This window comes from Bacteroides faecalis, assembly GCF_003865075.1.
Lineage (GTDB): Bacteria > Bacteroidota > Bacteroidia > Bacteroidales > Bacteroidaceae > Bacteroides > Bacteroides faecalis.
In genome coordinates this window covers 56,020-75,772 of record NZ_BHWB01000011.1, presented here as the reverse complement: position 1 = coordinate 75,772, position 19,753 = coordinate 56,020, and the positions used below count along the sequence as shown (strand labels likewise).

The window sequence follows — 19,753 nt, the reverse complement described above, 5'->3', positions numbered from 1 at the left end:
ATATTATTATTTTTATACTTGTAATTTGCATTTGTGAAACTTATTTTTTACCTTTGTATAATCATTATATTAAGATATATTTTTGTGAAATCTGCATATAATACGTACAATTGTAACTAGAGTGAATAGTATGGAGTTAAAAGATAGAATTAGATTAATAATGGAAAGAGAAAAAGTTCCTCCCAGAGTTTTTGCTGAAACTATTGGTGTGCAGCAATCTACTCTTTCTCATATTTTGAATGATAGGAATAAACCTAGCCTGGAAGTTGTGATGAAAGTTCATCAAACTTATAATTATGTAAATTTGGAGTGGCTACTTTATGGTAAAGGTGAAATGGTAGCTATTTCCAATGATCAAGGATCAACTAATTCAAATGGTGATTATCAGCCTTCATTATTTGACGAGAATCCATTAAATTCACCCCAAAGGACGATTGCTACGGAAAATCGCAAGGAAATGCCATTAGAAAATATAGAGATTATCCCCAAAGAGATTGTAAAACAGGAGATTAGATATATAGAAAAGCCTACTAGAAAAATTACTGAAATAAGAATCTTCTTTGATGATAACACCTATGAAACGTTTAGACCTGAAAAATAAGTGGTAAAAACGGTGGTTTGAGCAAATTCCTGTATCTTTGTAGCGGAAATATGAATTTATACTTTTATATCCATACATGAAAAAATTTATTTTAGATCTGACGGTCACTGAGAATATCAGACTACATACTAATTATGTATTACTGAAATTGACTTCTCAATCATTACTGCCCGAAATGCTGCCGGGACAGTTTGCTGAACTTCGGGTGGATGGTTCACCTACTACATTTTTACGTCGTCCCATTTCTATTAACTTTGTAGATAAACAACGTAATGAGATCTGGTTCCTTATCCAATTAGTTGGAGATGGTACAAAGCGTTTAGCAGAAGTAAACAAGGATGATGTTATCAATGTAATACTCCCCTTAGGTAATGCTTATACAATGCCGCAAAATCCATCAGATAAGTTGTTATTAGTAGGTGGAGGTGTCGGTACTGCTCCTATGTTATATTTAGGAGAGCAATTAGCCCAAAATGGTCATAAACCTACTTTCCTTTTGGGAGCCCGTAGCGATAAGGATTTGTTGCAATTAGAAGAGTTTGCAAAATACGGTGATGTTTATACTACAACAGAAGATGGTAGCCATGGGGAAAAAGGATATGTTACCCAACATTCAATATTGAACAAAGTACATTTTGAACAAATATATAGTTGCGGCCCGAAGCCAATGATGGTAGCTGTTGCAAAATATGCCAAAAGTAATCAGATAGAATGTGAAGTATCACTGGAAAACACTATGGCTTGTGGTATTGGAGCTTGCCTTTGTTGTGTGGAGAATACGACAGAAGGTCACTTGTGTGTATGTAAAGAAGGTCCTGTTTTTAATATAAATAAACTATTATGGCAGATTTAAGTGTAAATATTGGTGATTTACAAATGAAAAACCCGGTAATGACTGCATCCGGTACATTTGGATATGGTGAAGAATTCTCCGACTTCATTGATATAGCGCGAATAGGTGGTATTATTGTAAAAGGCACTACTCTTCACAAACGTGAAGGAAATCCATATCCACGTATGGCTGAAACTCCATCTGGAATGTTAAACGCTGTGGGACTGCAGAATAAGGGAGTAGATTACTTTGTTGAGCATATATACCCTCGTATAAAAGACATTAAAACGAATATGATTGTAAATGTTTCCGGATCTGCTATTGAAGATTATGTGAAAACAGCGGAAATCATTGATGAACTTGACAAAATTCCTGCTATAGAGTTAAACATCTCATGTCCTAATGTGAAGCAAGGAGGAATGGCTTTTGGTGTGTCAGCAAAAGGTGCTGCTGAAGTAGTAAAAGCTGTGCGATCTGCTTACAAAAAGACACTTATCGTAAAACTCTCTCCAAACGTTACTGATATTACAGAAATTGCTCGTGCAGTAGAAGAAAGTGGAGCTGATAGCGTGTCATTAATCAATACATTACTGGGTATGGCTATAGACGCTGAGCGTAGACGTCCTATTTTATCAACTATAACAGGAGGTATGTCAGGGGCTGCAGTAAAACCGATTGCTTTGCGTATGGTTTGGCAAGTTTCTAAAGCGGTAAATATTCCGGTCATAGGATTAGGAGGGATTATGAATTGGAAAGATGCGGTTGAGTTCATACTTGCAGGAGCATCTGCTATCCAAATTGGTACAGCAAATTTCATAGATCCTACAGTTGCAATTAAGGTTGAAGATGGTATAAATAATTACCTGGACAGATATGGATATAAGTCTATAAAGGAAATTATTGGTGCGCTTGAGGTATAACTAAAAACATATAATAACCATTCGCATCAATTTTGAAAGAAAAATGTCATTTTCCACTTTAAGTATTAAGATGAGATATTTTTTAATAAGATAAGAATCAGAAATATATTTGAGATACGAAAAGTAAGAAGGTATATAAACATTAAATAATAGGCAAATAAAAAACTCCGGTGAAAAATGGCTCTTTTTTCATCGGAGTTTTTACTTACATTTGAGTTTTATTCTTCTAGTAAATCTGGACGAAGTTTTTTAGTACGTTCCAAAGATTGCTGCAACTCCCATTCTTTGATTTTTGCTTCATGACCGGACAATAAGATATCGGGAACTTTCCAACCTTTATAATTAGCAGGACGTGTATATACAGGTGCCGCTAACAGATTATCCTGAAATGAATCGGAAAGCGCTGATTGCTCATCCGAAATAACACCCGGAATGATACGTATAATTGCATCTGCCATAACTGCTGCAGCTAATTCACCTCCTGTCAGCACATAATCTCCTATACTAATTTCTTTTGTGATTAAATGTTCCCGGATTCGGTAGTCTATACCTTTAAAATGGCCACAAAGAATAATAAGATTTTGGACAAGAGAAAGACTATTAGCCATTGGCTGGTCAAACAATTCTCCGTCCGGAGTAGTAAAGATCACTTCGTCATAATCTCGCTCAGCTTTTAAGGAGTTGATGCAACGTTCGATAGGCTCAATCTTCATCACCATTCCTGCAAAACCGCCAAAAGGATAATCATCTACGCGTCTATACTTATCTTCTGTATAATCGCGAAGATTGTGGATATGAATTTCTGCAAGTCCTTTATTCTGAGCCCTTTTCATGATAGAACAATTAAAAAAACCTTCAATCATTTCAGGCAAAACTGTTATTATATCAATGCGCATAATCTTTAATTTTTCGCAAAAGTACAAATATTCAAAGAGAAACCTGTATTTTTGCCTTAAACAATCGAAGAAATATGGACATTAAAAAGAAAATAGAAGAATTACGTGCTGAACTTCATCAGCATAATTATAATTATTATGTATTGAATACTCCGGAAATTTCAGATAAGGAATTTGACGATATGATGCGAGAACTTCAAGATATGGAGCAGGCATATCCGGAATTTAGAGATAAAAATTCGCCAACAATGCGTGTAGGCAGCGATTTAAATAAGAATTTTACCCAAGTAGCTCACAAATACCCGATGCTATCATTAGCTAATACCTACTCGGAAGCTGAAGTGGCTGAGTTCTATGAACGCGTTAGTAAAGCTTTAAATGAAGATTTTGAAATTTGTTGTGAGATGAAATATGATGGAACATCTATTTCGTTATCGTATGAGGATGGAAAACTAATCCGCGCAGTCACACGTGGAGATGGAGAAAAAGGTGATGATGTGACTGACAATGTCAAGACAATCCGTTCCATCCCTCTAGTGTTACATGGTGATAATTATCCTTCTTCTTTTGAGATCAGAGGAGAAATACTTATGCCTTGGGTCGTATTTGAAGAACTAAATCGCGAAAAAGAAGCGCGTGAAGAACCACTTTTTGCCAATCCAAGAAATGCAGCGTCCGGAGCACTTAAATTACAGAATTCTTCTATTGTAGCATCTCGTAAATTAGATGCCTACCTATATTATCTATTGGGAGAAAACTTACCTTGTGAAGGACATTATGAAAACCTCCAGGAGGCTGCTAAATGGGGATTTAAGATTTCTGGAATAATGCGTAAGTGTCATACATTACAAGAAATATTCGATTTTATCAATTATTGGGATGTAGAACGCAAAAATTTGCCAGTTGCTACAGATGGTATCGTTTTAAAGGTGAACAGCTTGAGACAGCAAAAAAATCTAGGTTTTACAGCAAAGTCTCCTAGATGGGCGATTGCCTATAAGTTTCAAGCGGAACGTGCCCTTACTCGCCTGAATAAGGTAACTTATCAGGTAGGTAGAACAGGCGCTGTTACTCCTGTTGCTAATTTGGACCCTGTTCAACTTTCCGGAACGATTGTGAAACGTGCTTCTTTACATAATGCTGATATCATCGAAGGACTCGATCTACACATAGGAGATATGGTTTATGTGGAAAAAGGTGGTGAAATTATTCCTAAAATAACAGGTGTAGATAAAGACGCACGTAGTTTCATGCTTGGGGAAAAAGTGAAGTTTATTACTAATTGCCCTGAATGTGGTAGCAAACTGATCAGATATGAAGGTGAAGCTGCACACTATTGTCCGAATGAAACGGCATGTCCTCCCCAAATTAAAGGCAAAATTGAGCATTTTATCAGCCGTAAAGCGATGAATATCGATGGACTAGGACCTGAAACAGTCGATATGTTCTATCGTTTGGGCCTGATTCATAATACTGCGGATTTGTATGAATTGACAGTAGATCAAATTAAGAGTTTGGATCGAATGGGAGAAAAATCAGCAGAGAATATCATTACAGGGATTGCACAAAGTAAAGAAATACCTTTCGAACGTGTTATATTTGCTTTGGGAATTCGCTTTGTTGGAGAAACTGTTGCTAAAAAGATTGCAAAGTCTTTTGAGAATATTGATGAACTGCAAAATGCTGATCTTGAAAAGCTGATAAGTATCGATGAAATCGGGGAAAAAATAGCCCAAAGCATTCTTTCTTATTTTGCTAATGAGTCGAATCGTGAGTTAGTTGGCAGACTTAAAAAAGCAGGTTTACAATTATATCGCACAGAAGAAGATTTAAGTGGATACACAGATAAGTTGTCAGGTAAATCCATTGTAATTAGCGGAGTCTTTACTCACCATTCTCGTGACGAATATAAAGAACTCATTGAAAAAAATGGAGGAAAGAACGTCGGAAGTATTTCTGCGAAAACTAGTTTTATCCTTGCAGGTGAAAATATGGGACCTGCAAAATTAGAAAAAGCTCAAAAACTTGGAATAACCATAGTAAGCGAAGACGATTTTCTGAAACTTATATCATAAGATATGAAAAATATTCGTACTTTTGTGCCTGAAATTATTAGAGATTATAATTAAAACCATGATACAGACAAAATTGAAAGGAATGGGGGTAGCACTGATTACTCCTTTCAAAGAGGATGAGAGCGTTGATTATGATGCTTTGATGCGTTTAGTAGACTATCTATTGCAAAATAATGCGGATTTCTTGTGCGTGCTGGGTACCACTGCTGAAACACCTACACTTACTGAAGAGGAGAAGAAAACCGTAAAAAAAATGGTGATAGACCGCGTGAATGGAAGAATCCCTATTTTACTAGGCGTAGGTGGAAATAATACCCGTGCTGTAGTAGAAACATTAAAAAATGATGATTTTACGGGGGTAGATGCCATATTGTCTGTTGTCCCATATTATAATAAACCTTCTCAAGAAGGTATTTACCAGCATTATAAAGCAATAGCTGAAGCTACAGAATTACCGATTGTACTATATAATGTACCCGGACGCACTGGAGTAAACATGACTGCTGAAACGACTTTGCGTATTGCTCGTGACTTTAATAACGTAATTGCCATCAAAGAGGCTTCTGGTAATATCACTCAAATGGATGATATCATTAAAAATAAACCGGATAACTTTGATGTAATTTCTGGAGATGATGGTATAACTTTCCCTCTGATTACATTAGGAGCTGTTGGAGTAATTTCGGTGATAGGCAATGCTTTTCCACGTGAATTTAGCCGCATGACACGTTTGGCACTTCATGGAGATTTTGCAAATGCACTGACTATACATCATAGATTTACAGAGCTATTCAATCTTTTGTTTGTAGACGGTAATCCGGCAGGTGTGAAATCAATGCTAAATGCAATGGGAATGATTGAGAATAAACTTCGACTTCCCCTAGTTCCAACACGAATTACTACCTTTGAAGCTATACGGAAAGTTTTGAATGAACTGAATATAAAATGTTAGTAAAAAGCTCGTCATGTGACAATTCAGAATATATCTGAAGGATAGGAGACTTAGCTCGTTGGGGGGAGGCTTTAGATGAAGAATTCACGCAGATCATTTATGCAAAAAGGCCTGTGGAAAAATGTATCATTCACCCGTTTTTGCTAATGGAAACACCAGGAATAGTTATTGGCAAGAAGTGTTTTTCTTTACAAGAAGGAAACGCTATGGACTCGGTCTCAAAGAATACTGGTGGAGATTCTATTTAAAGAATATCCTGATATAAAGAAAGGTTATCTAGCCATGCCGGTTTTAATCTATCATCACAGACAATATAGGGGGATATAAAACAAAAGAGACGATCTCTTTTTTATTGAGACAGTCTCTGTGATCGCGACAGGATTCAAACCTGTAACCGGCTGATCCGTAGTCAGCTACTCTATTCAGTTGAGCTACGCGACCATTAATTATAACATAAAGAGTGACCGCGACAGGATTCAAACCTGTAACCGGCTGATCCGTAGTCAGCTACTCTATTCAGTTGAGCTACGCGGCCATTCTGCTAACCCGAAAAGTGATCGCGACAGGATTCAAACCTGTAACCGGCTGATCCGTAGTCAGCTACTCTATTCAGTTGAGCTACGCGACCGTTGTTTCGTTTTAACGGGTGCAAAGATACGTACTTTTCCCGAACTAGCAAGTGTTTCACACACTTTTTTTGATAAAATTATTCGATGAATCGGTAATTAAACAGTTGCCAGCCGATACTTAACCCGACATTCCACTCTCTTTTCGGTGAACTATAATGATTTACATATGCAGAGATGTCCCCAAAGGGTAATTGACAAACCACTGAAATTTCTCCCAAATATTCAAATCTAGAAAAAGCTTTTCCATAATATGCTTTATTTAAAGAGTTTCTTTCAATTGGATAAATAGGCATAAAACCATAAAATTCACCTCTAAGATGAAATATTTGATTTAATCTATAAATGGGACGAATACCGACTCCAACAAATTGATTAGCGCGGAATGCTTCATTATAGGTTAATTTACTATGCAATGTAGGTGAAAATTCACCTGCTTGCATCATTGTTGCAGTATAATTCTCAGAGAAGTTTTTAGAAGCATACAATGCTTTTAGATACCAACCTAATGTCCAGTGTTCACTCATTGTGTGGTATTTCTCTTTCATGTATGATAATTGTAACCATGAATGATGCTCTTTGTCACCATTCTTATTTCCATTCGTAGCTCCTTCACCCGGACAGAAACGCTCTTTTCCTATGAAAATCTGCGCTATAAGAGCTTCACTATATCCACTTGTAGCATATTGTCTTGAATTTAAAGTACTTCCATTAAAACTAATAGAACCACCTAATAAGTCATAACGACTTTCATCAAATTTATCTTTCCCGAAATCTATGACATTTTTCTGAAAGTATTTATCTTCTATTTTCCCAATTCCAAATCCAAATTCAGCTCTCTTGCTGGAAAGGAATGGAAGCCCTACCTGAAGCTTTAAGAAACGCTCATCCTTTTGGTTGAATGCAGGTTTGTCATCCTTAGAGAATAGTTTGTTCTTTTTAAAATAATCAAATGTACTAATAGACGCAATAAAACGATATGAAGTCGGAATGGCTGTAGAAAAGTTTATTTTTGCCATAAACTGTACATTGTTGTACACTTTCCCCAATTGCCCATCTAAAAGAAACTCTTTAGCATAATAATTCAAATCCTGATAACCAAGTCCAAGATAGATTTGATTAGAGTTAGAAGTTGAGATATTACCACCTAATCTAACAGCAAAACTATTCTCCGCCTTTACCTTTAAATGCAAATCATAGGTATCATCACTAGGATTATAGACGGCATGAGGAATAATTTCAGAAATCATATTGTCTGATAAGAGTCGAAAATAGCCTTGTTTCAGATCTTCATAGGTAAATTCCTTATCATCTGAACGATGAAACTCTTTCTTTATATAAACTTGTTGTTGTGCATTAGCTCCATCAATAATGATGTTCTTGAATCGGAGTTCCGGAAAATTGCTACGATATACCATTCTGCGCAAACGTATATTGTCTTTATTAACTCTTCGATGGATACGGCTTTTGATGGAATCCATCATACTGATTGTCCGATTATAGCCTATATCATGTAATTCATCTATACGCTGAAAGTCCATCAAGCTAACATTGTCATAATTAAAATTCATTAGAATTCCCATAGAATCAGGTATAGAATAGTCTGTTTTCTGCATAACCATATTTTCAATCTGACTCATAAGATCATTTTCCTTAGGTTTGGTAGGATTAGTGGATACAACACTTCCAATAACAATATCAGGATGAAAATCGTCTCTCATGACATCGGTTGGGAAATTATTATAGATTCCTCCATCATAAGCCAGCACATTGTCTATCTCTATAGGCTTAAACATAAAAGGAAAACTCATAGAAGCCCGGACAGCATCTCCCAGATCACCTTCCCGCATTACTAATTGTTTCTTATTGTATACATCCGAGGCAACACAACGGAAAGGAACAAATAACTTGTCAAAGTCTCCTTCACAAGCAGCAGTAGCACGTGCAAATAAATCTACAAAAACAAGATTCATCTGTATTGGATTAACTACACTAGTAGGCAAAAACTGAGATTTCAAGTTTTTTAATGAATCTTTAAATGAAAAACGAATATTAAAAAATTCAGGGGTAGGAAGATTTTTCTTGAAGTGATAGACATATTTCTCTTCTATCTGTCCAGAATACCAACGTTTAAAATCTTCCGATTTGAGCAAGTCGACCATATCATCCGGAGAATATCCCATCGCATAAAGAGAACCAATGATGGCTCCCATAGATGTACCTGTGATATAATCAATTGGAATATTGTTATCTTCTAGGGCACGAATAATACCTATGTGCGTCAATCCTTTAGCACCACCACCACTTAATACAAGTCCCACTTTCTGGGCATAAATAGTCGGTATGAATACCCATAAAGTAATGAACACTAAAAGAAATTTTCTCATAACCCGGATTAAACAATTGAAATCTGTTTTCATTAAGTCTTCAAATATATACAATACTTTCCAATAAATCGATATTTTTTATTCGTTTCTTAAAATGAAAAAAGAGCACTACAACGTATTTTACGCTGAATGCTCTTCTTTGAGTTTATGTTTATGAATAAAAGGGTAATATTAAATCAGCTCAATACTACGTTTTACGAAGTTATTCAGTGCTTCACCTTTCAGCATATTATTCTGTAATAAAGCTAGATCAATAAGCTGACGGATCACTTTATTATTGCTGGCATACGTTGCAAATATAGCTTCTTTTTTACTCTTCAGATCATCCCATTGCTTATCTAAGTCATTCAACTCATCCTTTTCAGCAGTAGGAATATCTTCATCCTTCTTTCCTTTCTGCTTATCTTTCAACTCATTACGATGTTTATTGACATTATCCATTTCTGTCTGCAAAGGAGTTACCTCAGCCTGACATGCTGCCTCTTCTTCGCTAAGTACCTCTTTTACCAACTTATGATCTGAATTAAGAATCAGATTGAACATATCCGGCATTTCTCCATAAAAGCTCATTCCAGCTTGGATATTTGCCATTTCTTTCATACGACGCATATATTCACTTTGAGTAATCATAACCGGAGCCGCATTCTCACCCAATGCTTGTGTCATAACATTGAATTCAACTTTATCCATTTTCGGCAATTGACTCTTGAAAGCAGTAGTAAGGGCATCTTGTTTAGATGCTTCCAATACATCACCTTTTTTATCTTCCTTGATTATAAGGTTATCAATTACATCACCATCTACACGCGTAAAACGTGATTTCTCAAACTTCTGTTCAAGCATACTTATCATTGCTACATCCAGTTGGCCGTCCATAAGCAGAACATTATAGCCTTTATTGATAGCTGCTTCTATATAGCTATATTGCTCATCCTTATTATTAGCATACAAATAAATTAGATTTCCGTCTTTATCTGTCTGATTATCTTTAATAAGAACTTGATATTCTTCAAATGTATAATGTTTGTTATCTGTATCGGTGAAAAGGGCGAATTTTTGTGCTTTCTCATAAAAATCTTCCTGAGTTAGCATACCGTAGTTGATAAATATTTTCAAATCATTCCACTTCTCTTCAAACTGCTTACGATCATTTTTAAAGATAGATTGCAAACGGTCGGAAACCTTCTTTGTAATATAAGTCGAAATCTTCTTCACATTCGAATCGCTTTGCAAATAAGAACGGGAAACATTTAGTGGAATATCCGGAGAATCTATAACTCCATGCAATAAAGTCAAAAAGTCTGGTACAATACCCTCTACTGAATCTGTTACATAAACCTGATTGCAATATAACTGAATCTTATTTTTATTTAGTTCAATATTGCTCTTTACTTTTGGGAAATAGAGAATACCAGTCAGATGGAACGGGTAATCTACATTTAAGTGTATCCAGAAGAGAGGTTCATCAGACATCGGATATAACTTACGGTAGAATGATTTATAGTCCTCATCAGACAATTCACTAGGTTTAAGAGTCCACAAAGGAGTTGTATCATTAATGATATTATCTTCTAAAGTTTCTACCTGCTTTCCATCTTTCCACTCTTTCTTTTTACCAAAAGCAATAGGTACAGGAAGGAAGCTGCAATATTTCTTTAAAAGACCATCAATTCGTGCCTCTTCAAGGAATTCCTTACAATCATCATCAATATACAAAATGATGTCCGAACCACGACTCTCCTTGTCTACTTCTTCGATTGTAAACTCAGGGCTTCCATCACAAGTCCATTTTATAGCCTGTGCACCATCCCGATATGATTTAGTAATGATTTCTACTTTCTTAGCAACCATAAACGCTGAATAAAAACCTAGTCCAAAGTGGCCAATAATAGCGTTTGCATCATTCTTATATTTCTCCAGGAAGTCATTAGCACCAGAGAAAGCAATCTGGTTGATATATTTTTCAATTTCTTCGGCTGTCAAACCAATACCATGGTCAGATATAGTAATGGTATCTTTTCCCAATTCAACATGAATGGTCAAATCACCTAATTCGCCTTGGTATTCACCAATAGAAGCAAGTGTATTCAACTTTTGGGTAGCATCTACTGCATTAGAGACTAATTCACGAAGAAAGATTTCATGATCGCTGTACAAAAACTTTTTGATGATAGGGAAGATGTTCTCTGTTGTAACCCCAATATTACCTTTTTGCATAATGATGTATATTTTTAGTTTATCTATTAATTAAAACTTATGAATGTTTATTCAGAGAAAAACAAAAAAAATGCCAGACCCTAAAGTCTGACATTCTGACATATTGAAAATTAGTCTTTCCTAGAAATACTACATTAGCAAGTAATAGACTTCATTTCTAATTCACCCTTTTCACTATTAAGAGAAACTAGAATTGTATCTCCCTCTTTTAGTGCAGAAGAGATAATCAGTTCAGATAATCCATCCTCCAGATAAGTTTGAATTGCACGTTTCAACGGACGAGCCCCATATTGTATATCATATCCTTTACTAGCTATAAACTCTTTTGCCTTATCTTCGATAATTAGTTTATAACCAATTGATTCAATCCGATTATAGAGACCCTTCAGTTCAATTTCAATAATCTTTGTAATCGCTTCCAAAGAAAGCTGATCAAAAATAATGATTTCATCGATACGATTCAAAAATTCGGGTGCGAATGATTTGTTTAAAGCTTTTTGAATTACACTTCGCGAGAATTCTCGATCGTCCAAACGGCTTTGTGTTGCAAAGCCAACACCTCTTCCGAACTCTTTTAACTGACGTGTTCCAATGTTAGAAGTCATAATAATGACTGTATTCTTAAAGTCTACCATTCTGCCATAGCTGTCAGTCAAACGTCCTTCATCCATTACCTGCAACAGGATATTAAACACATCTGAATGTGCTTTTTCTATCTCATCAAGCAATATGATAGAATAAGGTTTACGACGTACTTTTTCCGTCAATTGTCCACCTTCTTCATATCCGACATATCCCGGAGGAGCTCCAACCAAGCGTGATACAGTAAATTTTTCCATATATTCACTCATATCAATGCGAATCAGTGCATCAGAAGAACCGAACATATATTTAGCCAATTCTTTCGCAAGATGTGTCTTACCAACACCTGTTGGTCCCAGAAACATGAAAGTTCCGATGGGTTTATTAGGGTCTTTCAGTCCTACACGACTTCTTAAAATAGCTTTAGCCAATTTCTCAATAGCTGTATCTTGTGCAATAACCTTCGACTGCAAATTTTCTTTCATTCCCGCCAACTTAATCCCTTCAGCCTGAGCCATTCGCTGTACAGGAATACCGGACATCATTGAAATAACGTTTGCAATTTCCTCTGCATCAACCGTTTGTCTATTCTCTTTCAGGCTAGCTTCCCATTCCTTTTTCATCACATCCAACTGAAGAGAAAGCTCTTTTTCCTTATCCCGAAAACTAGCAGCAAGTTCAAAGTTCTGTGATTTTACAGCATCATTTTTCTTGTTTTTAGCTTCTTCAATTAGTTTTTCCTGATCTTCAATCTCTTTCGGAACATTTACATTGGTAAGATGTACACGTGAACCCGCTTCATCCAGAGCATCAATGGCCTTATCAGGGAAATTACGGTCTGTAATATAACGATCAGTCAGCTTGACACAAGCCTCTAAGGCTTCTTCTGTATAATACACATTGTGATGATCTTCATATTTATCCTTAATATTACGTAGAATCTGAAGAGTCTCTTCAGCCGTAGTTGGCTCTACCATAACTTTTTGGAAACGACGTTCTAAAGCACCATCTTTTTCAATATTCTTACGATACTCATCAAGAGTAGTAGCACCAATACATTGTATTTCTCCCCGTGCTAATGCCGGTTTCAGCATATTAGCTGCATCCATGGAACCTGCCGCAGAACCTGCTCCTACAATAGTGTGTATTTCGTCGATAAACAAAATTACATTCGGATTTCTCTGTAATTCATTGAGAATGGAACGAATCCGTTCCTCAAATTGTCCACGATACTTTGTTCCTGCTACTACTGCAGTCATATCAAGAGCCACAACTCGCTTATCAAACAGAATACGGGAAACTTTCTTCTGAATGATTCTTAAAGCTAGTCCCTCGACTATAGCAGACTTTCCTACACCCGGTTCTCCTATAAGAATCGGATTATTTTTCTTACGGCGACTTAATATTTGTGCCAGACGTTCAATTTCTTTCTCTCTACCAACTACAGGATCCAATCGACCTTCTTCTGCCGCTTTAGTCATATCCGTACCGAAATTATCAAGTACAGGTGTATCATTAGACGGCTTTTTAGAAGCAGTTTGCGCCTGTTGCTGGCGGTCGTCAGCATTACTTCTGCTACCTGAACGGGAAGACATATCTTCTTCGTCATCATCGTCTTCCGGAAAACCCATTCCAGCATTAATGTCCGGTTGCAATGTCGCCTGTTCCAATACTTTTGTGTAATTTACATTATTCGCTTCAAGTACGGTTGCTGCCATATTATTCTTTTCTCTTAATATTGCCAGCAAAACATGTTCTGTATCAGCTATGTTACTTTTCATACCTCGGGCTTCTAAAATACACATTTTTAATATCTTTGCCGCATCATTGGACAACGGCACCTCTGCATTCGGCAATAACATATCATCAGCATCTGCCTTCAGCTGAGCTTCAATCTGCTGCTTTATTGCAACTAGATTGGTGTTGAGTTTTGACAATATCTCGATAGCTTTTCCTTCACCGTCGCGAAGCATTCCCAGAAGCAGGTGCTCAGGGCCTATATACCTACTTCTCAACCGATTAGCTTCTTCTTTACTATAGACAATAATGTCGGAAACTCTTTGTGAGAATTGATTATTCATACTTCTTCCTTTTTTCTTCTAAGGGGTTATTTACTCGCAAATATACGCATTTAATCAAGTTTGTGTCGCATATTTGCTTTATTTCTTATATCTACAAATGGTATGCCACAAAAACCGTGTATATGTGCCTTATATATAAGGTATAACAAATTCCCATCTATTTTTACTATTAATATAAGTTTTTCAGGCTTATATTTATTATTTTTCTCTTTTTTATTCTTATGTCTTAAAGTTTATTATAGTGATTATTTAAATATGAAGTAAGAAAGGACAATGGAAAAATTTAAAGATGTCAGTTGGAAACAAATAAAAGTAACATAAAAGTTTTCGTATATCAAGGAAAAGTAGTACTTTAGCGTGGTTTTTCATGGACCAAAGAATGTATAATTAATAATCATTTTAAATGCTTGAACAAGACAGAATTATAAAGATTAACATCGAGGAGGAAATGAAGTCATCATACATTGACTACTCCATGTCGGTCATTGTTTCACGTGCCCTTCCTGATGTTAGAGATGGATTTAAACCAGTCCACCGTAGAATTTTGTACGGAATGATGGAACTGGGTAATACTTCAGACAAACCTTATAAAAAATCAGCCAGAATTGTGGGTGAAGTATTAGGTAAATACCACCCACATGGAGACTCTTCCGTTTATTTTGCGATGGTGCGTATGGCACAGGAATGGGCTATGCGTTATCCTTTGGTAGATGGACAAGGAAACTTTGGCTCTGTAGATGGTGATAGCCCTGCAGCTATGCGTTATACAGAGGCTCGTCTCAATAAGTTGGGTGAAGCTATGATGGATGACTTGTATAAGGAAACCGTCGATTTCGAACCTAACTTTGATAATACGTTGGTTGAACCTAAAGTTATGCCAACACGTATTCCTAATCTTCTGGTAAATGGTGCATCTGGTATTGCTGTAGGTATGGCTACTAATATGCCTCCTCATAATCTTTCAGAAGTTATTGATGCATGCGATGCATATATTGATAATCCGGAAATCGCAGTTGAAGAATTGATGAACTACGTTAAAGCTCCGGATTTTCCAACAGGGGGATATATATATGGTGTAAGTGGAGTGCGTGAAGCATATCTGACAGGTCGGGGACGTGTAGTTATGCGTGCAAAGGCAGAAATTGAATCTGGGCAAACACATGATAAAATTGTAGTAACAGAAATCCCTTATAATGTCAATAAGGCAGAATTGATCAAGTACATCGCTGATCTTGTAAACGATAAGAGAATCGAAGGTATCTCAAATGCTAACGATGAATCCGATCGTGAAGGTATGCGTATTGTAATTGATGTAAAACGTGACGCTAATGCAAGTGTTGTGTTGAACAAGCTGTATAAAATGACAGCTTTACAGACTTCTTTTGGTGTTAATAACGTAGCTTTGGTTAATGGACGTCCTAAGATCTTAAATCTCAGGGACTTGATTAAATACTTTGTAGAACATAGACATGAGGTCGTTATTCGTCGTACACAATTTGATCTTCGTAAGGCAAAAGAACGTGCTCATATTCTTGAAGGTTTAATTATTGCTTCTGACAATATTGACGAAGTAATCCGCATAATCCGTGCTGCAAAAACTCCTAATGATGCAATTACAGGACTGATTGAGCGATTCAATCTGACAGAAATGCAGTCACGTGCAATTGTAGAAATGCGTTTACGTCAGTTGACAGGTTTGTTACAAGATCAGCTTCATGCAGAATATGAAGAAATAATGAAACAAGTTGCATACTTGGAAAGCATTTTAGCTGATGACGAAGTGTGTCGTAAAGTGATGAAAGATGAATTGCTGGAAGTTAGAGCAAAATATGGTGATGAACGCCGTTCTGAAATCGTTTATTCTTCAGAAGAGTTCAATCCGGAAGATTTCTATGCTGATGATCAAATGATTATCACAATATCTCATATGGGATATATAAAACGTACACCATTAACAGAATTTCGTGCGCAAAATCGTGGTGGAGTAGGCTCCAAAGGAACCGAAACCCGTGATGAAGACTTTGTAGAACATATCTATCCAGCTACCATGCACAATACGATGATGTTCTTTACTCAGAAAGGTAAATGCTATTGGTTGAAAGTTTATGAAATTCCTGAAGGTACGAAGAACTCCAAAGGACGTGCTATCCAAAATCTATTAAATATTGATTCTGACGATAATGTAACAGCATATTTACGTGTGAAGAATTTGGAAGATCCGGAATTTATTAATAGTCATTATGTATTGTTCTGTACAAAGAAAGGTGTTATCAAGAAAACATTGCTTGAGCAGTATTCTCGTCCTCGTCAGAATGGTGTGAATGCCATCACAATTCGTGAAGATGATAGTGTTATTGAAGTTCGTATGACGAATGGTAATAATGAAATTATCATAGCTAATCGTAATGGACGCGCTATTCGTTTCCATGAGGCTGCAGTTCGTGTAATGGGACGTACAGCGACAGGTGTACGTGGTATTACATTAGATAATGACGACCAAGATGAAGTAGTCGGAATGATCTGTATTAAGGATTTGGAAACAGAAACAGTAATGGTTGTTTCTGAACAAGGATATGGTAAACGTTCTGAAATCGAAGGTTATCGTAAGACTAATCGTGGTGGTAAAGGCGTCAAAACCATGAATATTACCGAAAAAACAGGTAAATTAGTAACTATTAAGTCTGTAACAGATGAGAACGACTTGATGATTATTAATAAATCTGGCATCACAATTCGTTTGAAGGTAGCAGATTTCCGTATTATGGGACGTGCTACTCAAGGTGTTCGCTTGATTAATCTTGAAAAACGTAATGACCAAATAGGTTCAGTATGTAAGGTAATGACAGAAAGTCTCGAGGACGAGGTACCTGTAGAAGAAACTGAAGGAACTATTATCAATAATTCGAATATAGATTCTTCTGATGAAGATACAGATGTCAATGGTAACGGGAATATAAACGAAATAGAGGAATAGACATAATATTAATAATTAATCAAACAACAATTATGAAAAGAGTATTATTTTCAATGGTTTTATTAATGACTGTCAGCTTCTCATTTGCTCAGATGAAAATCGTAAAAGAAGCAAAAAGAGCAGCTACTGATGCAAACCCTGACTTAAGAAAAGCAGAACAGTTGATCAGTGAAGCAATCAAAAATCCTGAGACTAAGGATCTTGCTGAGACATGGGACATTGCTGGAGATATTCAAAAGCGTATTAATGCTGAAGAGACTAAGAATGCTTTTATAACGAAAAAGCTTGATACCTTAAGAGCATATAATAGTATTCTTAACATGTTTGAATATTTTGCGAAATGTGATGAGTTAGCACAAATACCTGATGAGAAGGGTAAAATCAAGAATAAATATAGAAAGGCGAATGCTGCTAGTTTGATAAATGAACGTCCTAATTTGATCAATGGAGGTGTATTTGTATTTAATAAGGAACAAAATAAAGAAGCTTTAAAGTTCTTTGCAACATACGTAGAATCAGCTTCTTACCCTATGTTAGCAGATCAAGAAATCGCGAAAAAAGATTCTTCTTTGTCACTGGTCGCATATTATGCAACTCTAGCTGCTGATAGAATAGGTGATAAGGATGCGATTATTAAATATGCTCCTATTGCTGTAGATGACGTTGATAATGGTAAATTTGCAATGCAATTACTTTCAGATGCTTACAAAGCAAAAGGAGATACAGCTGCATGGGTTAAATCCTTAGAACAAGGTATCATGAAATTCCCAGGAAATGATTATTTCTTTGCTAATCTGATTGATTATTATAGCAATGCTAATCAACTTTCAAAAGCAATGGAGTTTGCTGATAAAATGTTATCTACAGATGCAAATAATAAAATGTATTTGTATGTAAAAGCATATCTTTATCATAACATGAAAGATTATGATAACGCTATTGAATACTTTAAGAAAGCTATTGCTGTTGATCCTGATTATGTAGAAGCATATTCTAACATAGGATTAGCATACTTGATGAAAGCTCAAGAATTTATTGAAAAAGCAACAACTGATATCAATGATCCTAAATATGCTGAAGATCAAGCCACTTTAAAGAAATTCTATGAAGAAGCTAAACCTTTCTATGAAAAAGCTAGAGCTTTAAAACCTGATCAAAAAGATTTGTGGGTACAAGGTCTTTATCGTGTTTACTACAACTTGAATATGGGACCTGAGTTTGAAGAAATTGATAAGTTAATGAATAAATAAATCTTTTTATTATTTATTCAGGAATTATAAAGCCTCCCAAAAGAATATTGGGAGGCTTTATTTTAAATTAGAAAAAGGGGTGAAGTTATATTTATTCATCTTAATATTCTATTAAACATAATAGCCATTATTCCTCAAAAATAAGTTCAGTTTTCTATCTTGTATAATCATCTGATCACAAGCAACGGAGTGTCTGAATGGAAAAGCATTTTTCGTGCAATACCAGGATTGAATAATCGGGCAAATATATTTCTTTTATAAGATGTCATTGTTATTATATCTATTTGATTATCTTTGATGTATTGATCAAGTCCCTTTAAAAGATTATCATTCATAACAACATCATAGTGTATCTCAAGTCCAGGATATTGTTTATGAAAATATTCTTTTATGCCAGCAAGCTTTATTTCATTCCAAGTATCTTTTGATTCAGCTAAATGTATAAACGACACAGAAAAATGAAATGCTTTCCAAGCATTAAAGAATGTCTCAAAAGCAATTAAATCTCTTTGATCAAAATTGGTTAAGAATGCTATTCGTTTGACATCGTTGAACTGTTCAAACGGTGTATTTTCAGGAATTGCCAATACTGCTGTACGACTCCGTTCAATAACTTCAGCGGTAACACTACCAATAAGATCAATATCTTTCTGATTTTTACCCCTTGTACCCATTATGATAATTTTGGGATGTTGCTCTTTTACATATCTTAAAATTTCTTCTTCTGGAATGCCTTCACGCAATATACAAGTATACTTAATATTAGGAAATTCTCCAGATGCGACTTTTTTCTTTATCTTATCTGATAGTGCTTTAAGATCTGAATGTACCTTTTGGATGATTATTTTTACAGATTCTTCATCTCCAATCTGATAATTGAAAACATCACCATATGGTAATGAGGATGCATATATTGGAGTGAAATAAACATGTAAAAGAATTACTTCAGAATCCTCTGCATTTGCTAAATTAAATCCAAATTCACACGCTTTTATCGAATAATCTGAGAAATCGACAGGAATCAATATTTTATTTGATTTCTTTTCAATTTTTGGATCCTTCTCTCCCACTATACTTTCAGCTAACCATGTAGAACTTTCTGTTATTTTTAACGCACGTGGTAAATCACTCTCTTTAATTCTTAAACGCACGCCTGAAGATATAACTGGCTGAATTTGATTCACATTATGAATGTACGTTTCTATACCTTCATTTTCAAGGACATTCTTCAATATCTGAGCTTTCGTATATGTCAGAATGGCTAGAGTTACTAATTTATCTTCCATAAATGATACATTTTATAAGGTAAACAAAAAAAAATCCCAATTGTTTCAACACAATTGGGATCCATACTGATATA

12 protein-coding genes and 3 tRNA genes are annotated in these 19,753 nt (G+C 35.6%); 7 read left to right on the top strand and 8 right to left on the bottom strand.

Going from position 1 to position 19,753, the window contains the following annotated elements; genetic code table 11:
* Positions 1-130: 130 nt before the first annotated feature.
* From EJF25_RS17055 to EJF25_RS17045, 3 genes are all read left to right on the top strand, one after another.
* Complete coding sequence (locus EJF25_RS17055; protein WP_125042077.1) at positions 131-601, top strand: helix-turn-helix domain-containing protein; 471 nt, start codon at positions 131-133, stop codon at positions 599-601.
* A 76-nt stretch (positions 602-677) separates the two neighbouring features.
* Positions 678-1,454: a dihydroorotate dehydrogenase electron transfer subunit gene (locus EJF25_RS17050; protein WP_125042076.1), complete on the top strand. Its 777-nt coding sequence runs from the start codon at positions 678-680 to the stop codon at positions 1,452-1,454.
* Positions 1,442-2,353, top strand: coding sequence for a dihydroorotate dehydrogenase (locus EJF25_RS17045; protein ID WP_125042075.1), 912 nt, complete (start codon positions 1,442-1,444; stop codon positions 2,351-2,353). Before EJF25_RS17050 ends, EJF25_RS17045 begins: the two co-directional genes overlap by 13 nt.
* A gap of 218 nt (positions 2,354-2,571) precedes the next feature.
* On the opposite strand, the gene trmD is transcribed toward EJF25_RS17045, so the two are convergent.
* The gene (trmD, locus tag EJF25_RS17040) at positions 2,572-3,249 is read right to left on the bottom strand and encodes a tRNA (guanosine(37)-N1)-methyltransferase TrmD (RefSeq protein ID WP_125042074.1); all 678 of its coding nucleotides are present in this window, start codon (positions 3,247-3,249) and stop codon (positions 2,572-2,574) included.
* Between the two features lie 74 nt (positions 3,250-3,323).
* Here trmD and ligA point away from each other — a divergent pair, with 74 nt between their 5' ends.
* Complete coding sequence (gene ligA, locus EJF25_RS17035; RefSeq protein WP_125042073.1) at positions 3,324-5,324, top strand: NAD-dependent DNA ligase LigA; 2,001 nt, start codon at positions 3,324-3,326, stop codon at positions 5,322-5,324.
* A gap of 58 nt (positions 5,325-5,382) precedes the next feature.
* Complete coding sequence (gene dapA / locus EJF25_RS17030) at positions 5,383-6,276, top strand: 4-hydroxy-tetrahydrodipicolinate synthase (protein ID WP_125042072.1); 894 nt, start codon at positions 5,383-5,385, stop codon at positions 6,274-6,276.
* Between the two features lie 367 nt (positions 6,277-6,643).
* Here dapA and EJF25_RS17020 read toward each other — a convergent pair.
* The 6 genes from EJF25_RS17020 to EJF25_RS16995 all read right to left on the bottom strand — a co-directional run bounded on the left by EJF25_RS17020 (position 6,644) and on the right by EJF25_RS16995 (position 14,169).
* Positions 6,644-6,717 (bottom strand) — tRNA-Arg (locus tag EJF25_RS17020).
* Between the two features lie 20 nt (positions 6,718-6,737).
* Positions 6,738-6,811 (bottom strand) — tRNA-Arg (locus tag EJF25_RS17015).
* Between the two features lie 19 nt (positions 6,812-6,830).
* Positions 6,831-6,904: transfer RNA gene (locus EJF25_RS17010), tRNA-Arg, on the bottom strand.
* Between the two features lie 78 nt (positions 6,905-6,982).
* A complete protein-coding gene (locus EJF25_RS17005; RefSeq protein ID WP_125042071.1) occupies positions 6,983-9,289 on the bottom strand; it encodes a patatin-like phospholipase family protein in 2,307 nt (768 codons plus the stop codon).
* Positions 9,290-9,460: 171 nt separating this feature from the next.
* Positions 9,461-11,506 carry a molecular chaperone HtpG gene (gene htpG, locus EJF25_RS17000; RefSeq protein ID WP_125042070.1) on the bottom strand — a complete coding sequence of 682 codons (2,046 nt, stop codon included), beginning with the start codon at positions 11,504-11,506 and terminating at the stop codon, positions 9,461-9,463.
* Positions 11,507-11,640: 134 nt separating this feature from the next.
* Entirely contained in the window at positions 11,641-14,169 is a 2,529-nt protein-coding gene (locus tag EJF25_RS16995; RefSeq protein WP_125042069.1) for an ATP-dependent Clp protease ATP-binding subunit, read from the bottom strand.
* A 403-nt stretch (positions 14,170-14,572) separates the two neighbouring features.
* Here EJF25_RS16995 and gyrA point away from each other — a divergent pair, with 403 nt between their 5' ends.
* Positions 14,573-17,143, top strand: coding sequence for a DNA gyrase subunit A (gene gyrA, locus EJF25_RS16990; protein ID WP_125042068.1), 2,571 nt, complete (start codon positions 14,573-14,575; stop codon positions 17,141-17,143).
* Positions 17,144-17,175: 32 nt separating this feature from the next.
* Positions 17,176-18,393 carry a tetratricopeptide repeat protein gene (locus EJF25_RS16985; protein WP_200832931.1) on the top strand — a complete coding sequence of 406 codons (1,218 nt, stop codon included), beginning with the start codon at positions 17,176-17,178 and terminating at the stop codon, positions 18,391-18,393.
* 167 nt (positions 18,394-18,560) lie between these two features.
* Here the strand turns inward: EJF25_RS16985 and EJF25_RS16980 are convergent, their stop codons facing one another.
* Positions 18,561-19,679, bottom strand: coding sequence for a universal stress protein (locus EJF25_RS16980; protein WP_125042067.1), 1,119 nt, complete (start codon positions 19,677-19,679; stop codon positions 18,561-18,563).
* Between the last annotated feature and the right edge of the window lie 74 nt (positions 19,680-19,753).

Bases quoted from the DNA above. Each gene is read 5' to 3' on its own strand.
- dapA (WP_125042072.1), top strand. From the start codon at position 5,383: ATGATACAGACAAAATTGAAAGGAATGGGGGTAGCACTGATTACTCCT.
- ligA (WP_125042073.1), top strand. From the start codon at position 3,324: ATGGACATTAAAAAGAAAATAGAAGAATTACGTGCTGAACTTCATCAG.
- EJF25_RS16995 (WP_125042069.1), bottom strand. From the start codon at position 14,169: ATGAATAATCAATTCTCACAAAGAGTTTCCGACATTATTGTCTATAGT.
- EJF25_RS17005 (WP_125042071.1), bottom strand. From the start codon at position 9,289: ATGAGAAAATTTCTTTTAGTGTTCATTACTTTATGGGTATTCATACCG.
- EJF25_RS17055 (WP_125042077.1), top strand. From the start codon at position 131: ATGGAGTTAAAAGATAGAATTAGATTAATAATGGAAAGAGAAAAAGTT.
- trmD (WP_125042074.1), bottom strand. From the start codon at position 3,249: ATGCGCATTGATATAATAACAGTTTTGCCTGAAATGATTGAAGGTTTT.
- EJF25_RS16980 (WP_125042067.1), bottom strand. From the start codon at position 19,679: ATGGAAGATAAATTAGTAACTCTAGCCATTCTGACATATACGAAAGCT.
- EJF25_RS16985 (WP_200832931.1), top strand. From the start codon at position 17,176: ATGAAAAGAGTATTATTTTCAATGGTTTTATTAATGACTGTCAGCTTC.
- htpG (WP_125042070.1), bottom strand. From the start codon at position 11,506: ATGCAAAAAGGTAATATTGGGGTTACAACAGAGAACATCTTCCCTATC.
- EJF25_RS17045 (WP_125042075.1), top strand. From the start codon at position 1,442: ATGGCAGATTTAAGTGTAAATATTGGTGATTTACAAATGAAAAACCCG.
- gyrA (WP_125042068.1), top strand. From the start codon at position 14,573: ATGCTTGAACAAGACAGAATTATAAAGATTAACATCGAGGAGGAAATG.
- EJF25_RS17050 (WP_125042076.1), top strand. From the start codon at position 678: ATGAAAAAATTTATTTTAGATCTGACGGTCACTGAGAATATCAGACTA.